The sequence below is a fragment of the Ruegeria halocynthiae genome (assembly GCF_900106805.1).
Taxonomy (GTDB): Bacteria; Pseudomonadota; Alphaproteobacteria; order Rhodobacterales; family Rhodobacteraceae; genus Ruegeria; species Ruegeria halocynthiae.
Window position 1 is genome coordinate 1 of record NZ_FNNP01000004.1, and the last position, 12559, is coordinate 12559.

General features: G+C 57.0%; 11 protein-coding genes. 9 read left to right on the top strand and 2 right to left on the bottom strand.

The features are described 5' to 3' along the window. Both BLU89_RS12280 and BLU89_RS12285 read left to right on the top strand, forming a co-directional pair. Nucleotides 1-207 (top strand): universal stress protein (locus tag BLU89_RS12280; RefSeq protein ID WP_176797693.1); only part of this gene is annotated, 207 nt, incomplete at its 5' end. Nucleotides 208-429: 222 nt separating this feature from the next. Next, complete coding sequence (locus BLU89_RS12285) at nucleotides 430-1635, top strand: MFS transporter (RefSeq protein WP_074737137.1); 1206 nt, start codon at nucleotides 430-432, stop codon at nucleotides 1633-1635. A gap of 59 nt (nucleotides 1636-1694) precedes the next feature. Here BLU89_RS12285 and BLU89_RS12290 read toward each other — a convergent pair whose 3' ends face one another. Both BLU89_RS12290 and BLU89_RS12295 read right to left on the bottom strand, forming a co-directional pair. Then, nucleotides 1695-3170, bottom strand: a complete 1476-nt coding sequence (locus BLU89_RS12290) for an NAD-dependent succinate-semialdehyde dehydrogenase (RefSeq protein WP_074737138.1) — start codon at nucleotides 3168-3170, stop codon at nucleotides 1695-1697. A 2-nt stretch (nucleotides 3171-3172) separates the two neighbouring features. Beyond that, nucleotides 3173-4450: a 4-aminobutyrate--2-oxoglutarate transaminase gene (locus BLU89_RS12295; protein ID WP_074737139.1), complete on the bottom strand. Its 1278-nt coding sequence runs from the start codon at nucleotides 4448-4450 to the stop codon at nucleotides 3173-3175. A 150-nt stretch (nucleotides 4451-4600) separates the two neighbouring features. Here BLU89_RS12295 and BLU89_RS12300 point away from each other — a divergent pair, with 150 nt between their 5' ends. The 7 genes from BLU89_RS12300 to BLU89_RS12330 all read left to right on the top strand — a co-directional run bounded on the left by BLU89_RS12300 (nucleotide 4601) and on the right by BLU89_RS12330 (nucleotide 12468). Continuing rightward, nucleotides 4601-5167, top strand: coding sequence for a cupin domain-containing protein (locus tag BLU89_RS12300; RefSeq protein WP_074737380.1), 567 nt, complete (start codon nucleotides 4601-4603; stop codon nucleotides 5165-5167). 137 nt (nucleotides 5168-5304) lie between these two features. Then, nucleotides 5305-5778, top strand: a complete 474-nt coding sequence (locus BLU89_RS12305; protein ID WP_074737140.1) for a VOC family protein — start codon at nucleotides 5305-5307, stop codon at nucleotides 5776-5778. Beyond that, complete coding sequence (locus tag BLU89_RS12310; protein WP_074737141.1) at nucleotides 5775-6125, top strand: hypothetical protein; 351 nt, start codon at nucleotides 5775-5777, stop codon at nucleotides 6123-6125. The genes BLU89_RS12305 and BLU89_RS12310 overlap by 4 nt, the downstream gene beginning before the upstream one ends. A 130-nt stretch (nucleotides 6126-6255) precedes the next feature. Further along, entirely contained in the window at nucleotides 6256-7224 is a 969-nt protein-coding gene (locus BLU89_RS12315) for a carbon-nitrogen hydrolase family protein (protein WP_074737142.1), read from the top strand. Nucleotides 7225-7266: 42 nt separating this feature from the next. Next, nucleotides 7267-9999 carry an aminotransferase class I/II-fold pyridoxal phosphate-dependent enzyme gene (locus BLU89_RS12320; protein WP_074737143.1) on the top strand — a complete coding sequence of 911 codons (2733 nt, stop codon included), beginning with the start codon at nucleotides 7267-7269 and terminating at the stop codon, nucleotides 9997-9999. 22 nt (nucleotides 10000-10021) lie between these two features. Continuing rightward, nucleotides 10022-11470, top strand: coding sequence for a biotin carboxylase (locus BLU89_RS12325; protein WP_074737144.1), 1449 nt, complete (start codon nucleotides 10022-10024; stop codon nucleotides 11468-11470). A gap of 8 nt (nucleotides 11471-11478) precedes the next feature. After that, nucleotides 11479-12468 (top strand): C45 family autoproteolytic acyltransferase/hydrolase, encoded by a 990-nt coding sequence (locus BLU89_RS12330; RefSeq protein ID WP_074737145.1) that lies wholly within the window; start codon nucleotides 11479-11481, stop codon nucleotides 12466-12468. Nucleotides 12469-12559 lie beyond the last annotated feature (91 nt).

A 12559-nucleotide genomic window follows, 5' to 3' on the forward strand; every position in this document is an offset into this window, starting at 1 on the left:
ACATTGGGCGCCGAGCGCAACGCCAAGGTCCGCCACGTCGTCGCCACCGGCAGCGCCTATCAGGAAATCCTGAAAACCGCAGAAGGCGCAGGCTCCGACCTCATCGTCATCGGTGCACACAAACCAGACCTCAAAGACTACCTCCTGGGCCCAAACGCAGCAAGAGTCGTCAGACACTCAACTGTGTCCGTATATGTCGTGCGTTAACGAAGACGAGCAGAAAGTGTTGAACATTGCAAAAGGTACAAGGCTAGGCCTGTGGGCTTAAAATGCAGCTGCATAGGTTCCTGATGACAGACGGCCAGTTGATCGGCGTTGCGAAGACCATGCCCTGGGACAGTAAGTCTTAACCCAATAGGGGTCGCCCAGCATATGTCAGGGGCAATCTTTTTCGCTTGCTTTGTCAGAGTACTCGTCCGATAGGGCGATATGTTCAAAAGCCGCGCGATAACCTTCATTCTGATCACACTTATGATCGACGCCATCGGCATCGGCATCGTGTTCCCCATCATGCCTGACTTGATGGATCGTGTGGGGGCGGGTGACACCGGGCAAGGGGCCTTTTGGGGCGGGCTGTTGATGGCGGCCTATGCTGGGGCATTGTTCCTGTGCGGACCCATCGTCGGCAGCATCTCGGACGCGGTTGGCCGCAGGCCCATCCTGATCGCGGCACTGATCATGCTGGCGCTGGATTATGTGATCATGGCACTGGCCGACAATTTCTGGCTGCTTCTTTTCGGGCGGACGTTAGCCGGGCTGGCGGGTGCGACCTATATCACCGCGACGGCCTATATTGCCGACATATCCTCACCAACCGAAAAAGCCGCAAATTTTGGCCTGATCGGTGCGGCATTCGGGATCGGGTTTGTGCTTGGTCCGGCCATCGGTGGTATTGCAGCCGAGATCAGCATCACCGCACCGTTCTGGATCGCGGCGGTTTTGTCGGCGGCGAATGCGATGTTTGGCGTATATGCTTTGCCCGAAAGCCTGACTCCGGAAAAACGCCGCCCCTTTGGCAAGCGTGATCTGAACCCGCTTAAATCGATCTTTGACGCGTTCCGGTTTCCGGGGCTGGCCGTGCCGCTGTTGTGCATTTTTATCTTTGAATTCGCAAACATGGTCTATCCAACCCTTTGGGCCTACTGGATTCGTGAGGTTTTTGGCTGGTCAACGCTTTATATCGGCCTGTCTCTGGCCGCGTACGGTGTGCTGTTGGCGTTCGTGCAGGCTGGTCTGATGCCGATCTTTATTCGGTGGATCGGGGATTACCGAACCCTGTTGCTGGGGATGGCATCGGCGCTGATCGGGATGATTGGCTTTGGATTTACTGCGACGGTTACGGCGCTCGTTATCTTTATTCTGCTGGCTGCGTTGTCTGATCTGGTTCCTGCATTGATCACGGCAATGGCTTCAAATCAGGCGGATGAAGACCGGCAGGGCCTGGTGCAGGGGGTTATCGCGTCACTGTCTTCTGTCGCGGCGGTTCTGTCCCCGTTGGTGATGACCGTTATCTTTCAAGCTTCGGTCGATGGTGAAGGGACCTATCTGCCGGGTGCACCATTCTTCTTCTCAGCCGCCATGGTGTTGGTGATGATGCCTTTTGTGTTTCGTCTGCGCGGTCATGCGTCATCCTGAAAACAAACGCACCCGCAGCAAGCTGCGAGTGTGTTGAATTCATAGCAGGTCATACGTGGTTACTGGATTTCGCCCATGCAGAGGTATTTGATCTCAAGGAAATCCTCAGTCCCGTATTTTGATCCCTCACGGCCTAGACCAGATTGCTTGACGCCGCCAAAGGGTGCGACCTCGGTCGAGATCAGGCCAGTGTTGACGCCGACCATGCCCGATTCCAGCGCTTCGGCCACGCGCCAGACGCGCGCCAGATCGCGGCTGTAGAAATACGAGGCCAGACCGAATTCGCTGTCATTAGCCATGGCAACAACATCGTCTTCTTCCTCGAATTTGAACAGAGGGGCGACGGGGCCAAAGGTTTCATCCTTCGCCACCACCATATCGCGGGTCACACCCGTCAGAACGGTGGGTTCAAAGAAGGTACCGCCCAGACCCGAGCGTTTGCCCCCCAGTGTAACAGTCGCGCCCTTGGATACCGCGTCCGAGATGTGTTCCTCGACCTTGGCAACCGCCGCGTCGTTGATCAGAGGGCCCGTTGTGATGCCGTCGCCGAACCCGTCACCCACGTTCAGGGCCTTGGTTTTCTCGGCCAGCTTGGTAGCGAATTCGTCATAGACGCCCGCCTGCACATAAATGCGGTTGGCGCAGACACAGGTCTGACCGTTATTGCGGAACTTGGCGATCATCGCACCGTCAACTGCGGCGTCTACATCGGCGTCATCGAACACGATGAAGGGCGCATTGCCGCCCAGCTCAAGCGACATCTTCTTGATGGTGCCCGCAGCCTGACGCATAAGAATCTGACCTACACGGGTCGAGCCGGTAAAGGTGATCTTGGCAACCTTGTCATTGGTGCAAAGTTCATTGCCGACGCCTGAACTGTCGGTGCCGGGGATCACGTTGAACACGCCCGCCGGGATGCCCGCGCGTTCGCCCAGCACCGCCATGGCGATGGCTGACAGCGGCGTCAGCGTTGCAGGGCGCGCCACGAAGGTACAGCCCACTGCCAGCGCCGGACCAACCTTGCGCGCGATCATCGCGTTGGGGAAGTTCCATGGCGTGATCGAACCCACTACGCCTACAGGTTGCTTTAGCACAACGATGCGCTTGTCACGCTGGTGGCCAGGAATGATGTCACCATAGATGCGTTTAGCTTCTTCCGCGAACCATTCGATGAATGACGCACCATAAAGGACTTCGCCACGGGCCTCTGCCCAGGGCTTGCCCATTTCGGCGGTCAGGATGGTGGCAAGATCGTCGGCATTATCGACCATCAGATCGAACCATTTGCGCAAGATCGCTGCGCGTTCCTTACCCGTCTGTGCAGCCCATTCTTTCTTCGCTGCATAAGCCGCGTCGATCGTGCTGGCGGTGCCTTCGATGTCGATGTCGGTTACGTTGGCGATCAGATCACCGGTGGCCGGGTTATGGACAGGGAAAGTCGCGCCACCCTCAACCCATTCGCCGTTGATATAGGCGCGGGTCTCCAGAAGGCTGGGGTCTTTCAGCTCCAGCTTGGTCACTTTGGTATCCAGCATGTTCAGGCTCCTTTGGCAGCGTCGACCGAAGCTTCAAGGATATCCATGGCCTCGGCGAAGATTTCATCCTGTACCGTCAGCGGTGCAAGGAATCGAATTACGTTTCCATATACGCCACATGTCAGCAGGATCAATCCACGCTTCAGGGCCTCGGCGCGCACGGCGTTGGCCATATCTGGGTTCGGGGCGCTGCCGTCAGCGGTATTGAACTCGGTTGCGATCATGAAGCCCGGGCCGCGAATATCGACGATTTCAGGTGTGCGGGCGCGGATCGATTCCAGGCGCTGTTTCAAACGCGATCCCAGCTCATTGGCGCGTGCGCAAAGGTTTTCTTCCTCGATCACATCCATCACTGCATGGGCAGCGGCGATTCCCAACGGGTTGCCGCCATAGGTGCCACCCAGACCTCCGGGATGGGCTGCATCCATCAAATCGGCGCGCCCGGTAACAGCAGCCAAAGGCAAACCGCCTGCCAGACCTTTGGCCATTGTCGTGATGTCTGCGGACACATCATAGGCGTCCATGGCAAACAGGTTGCCGGTGCGAGCAAAGCCAGTCTGAACCTCATCAGCGATCAGAACGATGCCGTGTTCGTCGCACAACGCGCGCAGGCCGCGCATCAGTTCGGCGGGGGCAGGGTAGAAGCCACCTTCGCCCTGAACCGGCTCAATGATGATCGCAGCAACGCGGCCCGGGTCGAGATCGGCCTTGAACAGCTTGATCAGTGCGCCCAGCGATTCTTCGGTTGATGTGCCGTGCAGTTCGACGGGAAAGGGCACGTGATAGGTGTCGGGCATCATCGCGCCGAAACCAGCCTTGTAGGGCTGTACTTTTCCGGTCAGCGACATGCCCATGAAGGTCCGGCCGTGGAATGCGCCGCCAAAGGCGATTACGGCCGGGCGTCCGGTGGCAGCACGTGCGATCTTGACTGCGTTTTCAACCGCTTCGGCGCCAGTGGTGACAAAGACTGTTTTCTTGGTGAAATCACCCGGCACATTTTCGTTCAGGCGTTCGGCCAGGCGGATGTAGTTTTCGTAGGGCAGAACCTGATGGCAGGTATGGGTGAAGTTCGCAGCCTGTTTTTGCACCGCCTCCATGACCTTGGGGTGGCAGTGCCCGGTATTCACAACGGCGATACCTGCGGCGAAATCGATATAGCGCTTGCCCTCTACATCCCAAACCTCGGAGTTCTTGGCGCGCTCGACATAGATCTGCGTCTGCATCCCTACGCCCTGTGCGATCGAGGTGTTACGGCGTTCAGCAATCTGAGCGTTCAGCATCTTGCGACCTTTCCGGTTATCGGGCGCTGCGCCCGTATGTTTGACCGCGCGACTGTAGTAGCTGCGCCTGCAAGCGAAAGCCTGTTTCTTGTGATTCATAAGCCATTGATTTACCGTCCTGGGACTATTGAAGTGTTGCGGATATTGAACATGAAGAACACCAGTCAAGAGGATCTGACCCTCGGGCTGCGCTTGCGAACCCTGCGCGAACGGGCGGGCCTGTCGCAGCGGGCGCTGGCCAAGAAGTCGGATGTTCCGAACTCGACCATCTCGCTGATCGAGTCGGGCAAGATGAACCCATCGGTCGGCGCGCTCAGGCGGATATTGCAGGGGATACCAATTGGCATGTCCGATTTCTTCTCATTCGAGATTGAGCCCGAGCAAACCGTGTTCTACGCCGCAGAAAATCTGACTGAGATCGGCAAGGGCGGGCTGTCGCTGCGGCAGGTGGGTTCGAACCTGCATGGCCGCGCAATGATGATCCTGCAGGAAACCTATGAGTTGGGGGCTGATACGGGTCGGGTGATGTACGTGCATGAGGCCGAAGAGGGCGGCATTGTCATCTCGGGCCGGGTCGAAGTGACGGTGGGCGATCAACGCAAGGTGCTGGGGCCGGGCGACGCCTATTACTTTGACAGTCGCACGCCACATCGGTTCCGTCAGGTTGGGCCCGAAGTTTGCCGGGTTGTCAGCGCCTGCACACCGCCGACTTTCTGAGTATCGGTGCGAAATATCAGCACTATGCATCATAGTGTTGCAATATTGGGCAGCCTGATCCACAGTATGGTGCATAATGCGGGAATGTCCCTGCATATCTCACCGGGCGATCCCAGCCCAATTCGGAGAATACCGGAATGAATAAGAAGCCAGCCACTCTGCCACGTGGCTATCGCACCTGCACCGCTTCGCTTGCTGTCGCCGACGTTCCCGCAGCGCTGCAGTTCTATGAGCGTGCGTTTGATGCAAAGGTCCAAGCCCATGACGCGGATGAAGCCCCCGGGTTTGCCTCGATCAAGATCGGCAACTCAATGCTGTTTGTCACCGCCGGATGGGGTGCGCATGGCCCTGCCGTACCGGGCACAGTCACACCGGTCGGGCATCACATGTATGTCGAAGATACCGATGCCACCCTCGCGACCGCGCTGGATAATGGTGCCAGCCTGATCGCCGATGCGACCGATACCTATTGGGGCGAACGCTGCGCCACGATTGCTGATCCTTTCGGCCATGTCTGGACGTTGGCGACGCGTGTTGAAAACCTCAAACCAGCGGATATCAGTGAACGGCGCAAAGCGCTGCTGGATGCCGCTCAGACCGAGGCTGCATGAACGACGCCCCGCTTCCAACTTTTACGATTCGCCAAAACGATCTGGCCATCCTCGCGGCTGAAAACCGCATCGGGGACTATCCTGTCGCCGTGCGTACTGCGCGCGAGGTGGTCAGCGGTGGCTTTGCCAACCAGTCAGCCCATCCCAACACCTGGACAGTCTATTTTCTGGTCGATGGCCAGTGGGCGCTGGTGGAGTCCACCCGTGGTCTGCGACGGGAGTGGTCCAGCCTCGATCGGTTGGAAAAGTGGCTGCGCAGTTGCGGGTTCCGGTTCTTCTGGGTCCGCAACGACATCGATTTTGTGGAACCGCAGGCAGAAGATACCGCCGAGGAAGAGGCCGTATGAGGGCAGTGGCCTCTGAATTCCATGGCCTGAGGACAGCAGGCTTGCACGAACACACGGTTTTATGTTCCGATGAAGAACGCCGGATCACAACGGCGGTCGCAATCGGCAAGAAAAAGAGAAGAAAAACGAAATGACCCCCTTTGCGATAACCGGAATCCAGATGCATGTCGGTGCGTTGCAGTCGAATGTCGACGCGATGCTGCATAGGATCGACATTATGATGGCGCGGTTCCCCTGGACTCAGATGGCGTTGTTCAGCGAACTTGCCCCTTATGGCCCGCTCGACCGTTTTGCGCAGCCCTTTCCCAATGATGATCTGTCGCGCTTTCAGGATGCGGCGCGGCGTTACGGAATTTGGCTGATCCCCGGCTCGATGTTTGAAAAACGCGAAGACGGGCGCGTTTTCAATACCTCGGTGGTGATCAACCCGGATGGTGAGATTGTATCGAAGTACTCTAAGATGTTTCCGTTCAAACCCTATGAACAGAACATCGCTTCGGGCACGGATTTCTGTATTTTCGACGTCCCGGATGTGGGCCGTTTTGGCCTGTCGATCTGCTATGACATCTGGTTCCCCGAAACCACACGCCACCTGACCTCGCAAGGGGTCGAGGTTCTGCTGCATCCGGTCCTGACCGGCACCACCGACCGCGAGGCCGAGCTGTCGATCGCCAAAGCCACCGCTGCACAGTTTCAGTGTTACGTGTTCGACGTGAACGGCCTAGCTGCCGGTGGCGTTGGCCGATCGCTGGTCGTTGACCCATCGGCTACCGTGCTTCACCAGTCGGCGGGACAAGAGGACATCTTCCCGATTGAGATCGATCTCGATCAGGTTCGGCGCCAACGCGAGGTCGGGCTGAAAGGTTTGGGGCAGGTTCTCAAAAGCTTCCGCGACCGCGAGGCGGACTTCCCTGTTTACGACCGTACCAGCGGCGCGGATGCCTATCTACACACGCTAGGCCCGCTGCGCATCCCGCAGAAAGGCGACGTTGCAGGCGTCGCTGCATCCGACCCCAGAACGGCGCTGGGATATAGTGAAGACGCCGAAACCAAGCCCGATAATCTTTATCTCTACAAAGGGCGCTCTGGCACAGACTGATCCCGAAGCAGCTTTTCGGTATCGGCAGAAAGGACACATTTCATGCACGGCATTTCCGATAGCGAAAAGCTCCACACTATCTCGGATTACTACAGCGCCTCGCAACTGAGGGCAGACCGGTGGAGCGCGTTACGGGAAACAGCCGAATCTCTGGATCAGAGTGCAAGCGATAAGGATCGGGACCGCGCACGGCAGTTGCTTCAGGCGCTGGCCCCGATCGAGATGTATTTTGCCTTTCCGGGTGGGTCGGCCTTCGACTATTTGCGCCGGTTGCTGGATCACGGCAATTTTGCGGATTTCTCAACAGCTGTACGCCGGGTATCGCGGGCGCTCACCTCGGGCGCGTATCGTCGGCGCTCGATCCCGCTGATTGCGGATGAGACCGAAGTTGATGAGTTCGAGGATGAGTCTACCCAAAGCCATGAGGCCCGCGCTTTGGGGCGGCCTTATTTTGAGGTGATGATCGTCGACAATGTCAACGAACATCAGGAGCGCTTTCTGCAATCCAGCCTGCAACGGATGCGCCGCAGCGAAGATCCGTTCATTTACGAAACTGTGGTGGTTCCCAGTGTCGAGGACGCGCTGATCGGGGTTCTGTTCAACCAGAATATTCAGGCGGTCATTGTCCGTCCGGGTCAAAGCCTGAAGTCCAAGAATGAAACCAACGTTTTGGGCCGCTATATCAGCCTTTATGGTGAGGGCGCTGATCTTGATACGCTGTCACCCTCAGAATACGGGCCTGAAACCTGCCGTCGGATCGGAATGTTGCGCCCGGAACTGGATGCCTACCTGATTACCGACCGCTCTGCCGAGGATATTGCGGGTCTGGATCTGGGTCTGTGCCGGCGTGTGTTTTACAACCAAGAAGATTTTCTGGAACTGCACCTCAATATCCTGCGCGGGGTGCAGCGGCGCTATAAAACGCCGTTCTTTACGGCCCTCAAGGAATACTCAAAGCAGCCGACCGGTGTGTTCCATGCCATGCCCATCAGCCGCGGCAAATCCATCACCCGCAGTCACTGGATTCAGGATATGGGGGCGTTCTACGGTTCGAACATCTTCATGGCGGAAACATCAGCCACTTCGGGCGGATTGGATTCCCTGCTGGAACCCAGAGGCCCGATCAAAGAGGCGCAAGAGGCCGCCGCCCGAGCATTCGGCTCAAAACAGACCTTCTTTGCCACCAATGGAACATCGACCTGCAACAAGATCGTCGTTCAGGCGCTGGTCCGACCCGGCGACATTGTTCTGGTTGATCGTGATTGCCACAAATCGCATCACTACGGCATGGTGCTGGCGGGGGCGAGCGTGGTCTATATGGACAGCTATCCGCTGCACGAATACTCGATGTACGGCGCGGTCCCGATCCGCGAGATCAAGCACAAGCTGCTGGCCTTGCGGGCCGCGGGAAAGCTTGACCGGGTGCGGATGGTGCTGCTGACCAACTGCACCTTCGATGGCATTGTCTACAACGTACAACGGGTGACGCAGGAATGTCTGGCGATCAAGAAGGATCTGGTTTTCCTGTGGGATGAGGCGTGGTTCGCCTATGCAAGATTTGCACCCAATTCCCGTGTGCGGACGGCTATGCGGTCGGCCAATATTTTGCGCGAACAATTCCGTACAACCGAACAAGCCGAAGCTTACGAGGCTCAACAAGCGACTCTCGAAGGCGCGGACGATGAGGTATGGTTGAACACACGCCTGATTGCGCCCCCCGATGCACGGGTCCGGGTCTATGCCACGCAATCAACGCATAAGACGCTGACATCCTTGCGGCAGGGCTCGATGATCCACGTCAATGACCAACAGTTCAAAGGTTCAGTGGAAGAGGCCTTTCATGAGGCCTACATGACCCATACCTCGACCTCGCCGAACTATCAGATTATCGCCTCGCTGGATGTAGGTCGCAGACAGGTCGAGATTGAAGGCTATGAATTCGTCCAGCGGCAGGTCGAAAGTGCGATGGCGATCCGCCGGGCGGTGTCGACCCATCCGCTTCTCAAAAAGTACTTCAGGCTGGTTACGGCGGGTGACATGATCCCTGAGGAATATCGTGAAAGTGGCATGACCAGCTATTTCGATCCCGATCAGGGTTGGGCCGATGTCTGGGATTGCTGGGCCAAGGACGAGTTTGTTCTGGATGCCACCCGCATCACCCTGCATGTGGGCGCGACGGGCTGGGATGGCGATACGTTCAAGACCAAGATCTTGATGGATAAATACGGCATCCAGATCAACAAGACCTCGCGCAATACCGTGCTGTTCATGACCAATATCGGCACCACGCGTAGCTCGGTCGCTTATCTGATCGAGGTGCTGGTCGAGATCGCCAAAGAACTGGACGATCTGATGGACGACGCGTCGAAGATGGAAAAACGGGCTTTTGACAAGCGCGTCAGCAACCTGATCGAACACGTCCCGCCTTTGCCCGATTTCAGTCGGTTCCACGATGCGTTCCGCTGTGAAGCAGATACCGAAGCTGGTGACATTCGCACGGCGTTTTTCTTGTCTTATGACGAAGACAATTGCGATTACGTCGAGCCCGACAAAGACATGCTGGAACGCCTGGAAGCTGGGGAAGAGATGGTCTCGGCCACCTTCGTGATCCCCTATCCGCCGGGCTTTCCAATTCTGGTGCCGGGGCAAGTGATCAGCCCCGAAATTCTGAAATTCATGCAGGAACTGGATGTTTCGGAAATTCACGGATTCCGCGCCGACCTGGGTCTGCGCATTTTTAGCGAAGACGCTTTGAAATCAGTGAAGAACCCCTAAGGGGTCAGGGAGGACAACAAATATGCCAAAAAAGGTACTGAAGAACATCTCGGAGATCCGCCGGTATTTTCACACCAACAAGGACCCGATCTATTTTGTATCGGCGACCAATTTTAACCTGTTGGGGCTGGATGAATGGGTGATGAATTTCACCTATATCTGCTACATGGATTGCTTTGACGGACGACACCCGAACGTGTTCGTGCCTTCCGAAATGCCGCATGATGAGTTCCAGTCAATCGAAGACATCAACAACTATCTGCTGCAGCACAAAGAGGTCATCGATCTGGTCAAACGGCGCGGTGGCAAACCAAAATTCGTTTTCCTGATGTTTGATGAAACGACAGAGAAACTGGTCAAGGAACTGGGCGGTCAGCTGTGGTTCCCCAAGGCCAAGCTGCGCACAAAATGCGACAACAAGATCGAAACCGTCCGTATCGGCAACAAAGCGGGCGTGCCTTCGGTGCCCAACACGCTGAGCGTGGTCAAAAGCTATGACCATCTTCAGAAGATCTGCAACAAGGCCGGGCTGGGCCACGATCTTGTGCTGCAATCGGCCTTTGGCGACAGCGGTCACACAACTTTCTTCATCAAGTCTGAGGCTGACTTCAATAAACACAAGGATGAAATCGTCGGCGAGGGCGAAATCAAGATCATGAAGCGCATCGATTGTCGCGGCGCAGCGATCGAGGCCTGTGCGACCTCGGAAGGCACAATTGTTGGCCCGCTGATGACCGAGTTGGTGGGTTTCAATGAACTCACCCCTTATCGCGGCGGTTGGTGCGGGAATGAAATCTTCTCAACCGCGTTCCCTCCGAAAGCCCGCGAACAGGCGCGGCAATTGACCTTCCAGTTCGGTGAGGAATTGCGCAAATCCGGCTATCGCGGCTATTTCGAACTCGACTTCCTGATCGACAAGAAAACCGACGAGCTGTGGTTGGGTGAGCTGAACCCCCGCATCACCGGCGCCAGCTCGATGACCAACCATGCGGCCTTTGCCCATGCGGACGCGCCGCTGTTTCTGTTCCACTTGCTGGAATTTGCGAAGAAGCCATTCGAGCTGGATGTCGAGGAACTGAATGCCCGTTGGGCCGACCCGGACATGATCGACAGCTGGTCACAGATGGTGATCAAACACACCGATGACAGCGTGGATCGTATCACTCACGCTCCGCAATCGGGCATCTACAAGATGCTGGAAGATGGCCGCGTGGTGTTCGACCGGTTTGACTATCACCGCCGCGCGGTGGGTGAGAATGAGGCATTCTTCCTGCGTATCTCAAATGTCGGTGATTACCGCTACGAAGGTGCTGATCTGGGCATACTTGTGACGCGTGGGCGGTCGATGACCAAAGGTTTCAAGTTGACGGACAAGTCCAAAAAGTGGATTCACGGCATCACGTCGGCCTATACGGCTGAACCTCTGCCCGCTGCGCAGCCGATGGAAGACCCTGCGTTCAAAATTATGTAGAAAGCTCCATGGCGCTTGTTTTTCGCTCAATCGACGAGGCGCAGCCCGGTCCCAAACTGGCCGGGCTGTTTGCCGAATACTGGCCCGCCTACCGCAAATGGTGGGCGCAAGAGGGGTATTCGGCCCGCCCGACCTATCGCGAATGCCTGCGCGCCTTGCAACAGCACATGCCCGAGATCCTGCCGCTATATGAAGAGGTGGTCGAACTTGTCGGCGGCAGCGACAGCCAGGCACGGTTTCTCAGCTTCTATTGCCCGCCGAAGTATTTGTCGGGATGCAGTCAGGCGATCTGGCGCGGCAAGACGCCGTTTCTGGTGCGCAACTATGACTATCACCCAAAAACATTTGATGCGGCGCTGCTGAAAACCTGCTGGGACGGTCGCGGCGTGATCGGGATGAGCGATGGCGTTCTGGGGCTGCTTGATGGGATCAACGATACCGGTCTGACCGTTTCGCTCACCTTCGGTGGTCGGCGCGAGGTGGGCGACGGGTTTGGCGTTCCGTTGATCCTGCGCTATGTCCTGCAAACCTGCGAGACAACGGCCGAGGCGGTCGACTGCCTGTGCCGCATCCCCTGCCATATGAGCTATAACGTCACCATTCTGGATGCCAAGTATAACCACAGCACGGTTTACCTTGCGCCCGACCGGCACCCGCAAATCTCGGATCTGCCCGTGGCGACAAACCATCAGGGCCATGTCGAATGGTCGACACATGCACGCTTTACGGCCACCGTGGAACGTGAGCGTTTTCTGCTTAACCGCCTAAACCAGCACCCGGAGAGCGAAAAGCGCTTCATCGATGCCTTCCTGCGCCCGCCACTTTATTCCACCGCGTTCAAATCGGGTTTCGGTACGCTCTATACGGCGATCTATCGGCCTGCGAAGAAGCAACTGCAACTGCGTTGGCCCGGCGCGAACTGGGATCTGTCTTTCGACAGCTTCAACGAAGATGAACTGAGCTTGTTGTTGCCGGAGAATCCCGAACCCGCGGTCTGAGATCGCTTAATTGCGCGTGTCTCGGGCAGGGCAGCGAAGAACATGGATTGCTGGCACCCGTCAAATACCTTGCTCTTGGACAGGTGACGCA

Excerpts from the sequence above, each read along its gene's own strand:
- BLU89_RS12320 (WP_074737143.1), top strand. The coding sequence starts at position 7,267 with ATGCACGGCATTTCCGATAGCGAAAAGCTCCACACTATCTCGGATTAC.
- BLU89_RS12300 (WP_074737380.1), top strand. The coding sequence starts at position 4,601 with ATGAAGAACACCAGTCAAGAGGATCTGACCCTCGGGCTGCGCTTGCGA.
- BLU89_RS12305 (WP_074737140.1), top strand. The coding sequence starts at position 5,305 with ATGAATAAGAAGCCAGCCACTCTGCCACGTGGCTATCGCACCTGCACC.
- BLU89_RS12325 (WP_074737144.1), top strand. The coding sequence starts at position 10,022 with ATGCCAAAAAAGGTACTGAAGAACATCTCGGAGATCCGCCGGTATTTT.
- BLU89_RS12295 (WP_074737139.1), bottom strand. The coding sequence starts at position 4,450 with ATGCTGAACGCTCAGATTGCTGAACGCCGTAACACCTCGATCGCACAG.
- BLU89_RS12310 (WP_074737141.1), top strand. The coding sequence starts at position 5,775 with ATGAACGACGCCCCGCTTCCAACTTTTACGATTCGCCAAAACGATCTG.
- BLU89_RS12315 (WP_074737142.1), top strand. The coding sequence starts at position 6,256 with ATGACCCCCTTTGCGATAACCGGAATCCAGATGCATGTCGGTGCGTTG.
- BLU89_RS12290 (WP_074737138.1), bottom strand. The coding sequence starts at position 3,170 with ATGCTGGATACCAAAGTGACCAAGCTGGAGCTGAAAGACCCCAGCCTT.
- BLU89_RS12330 (WP_074737145.1), top strand. The coding sequence starts at position 11,479 with ATGGCGCTTGTTTTTCGCTCAATCGACGAGGCGCAGCCCGGTCCCAAA.
- BLU89_RS12285 (WP_074737137.1), top strand. The coding sequence starts at position 430 with ATGTTCAAAAGCCGCGCGATAACCTTCATTCTGATCACACTTATGATC.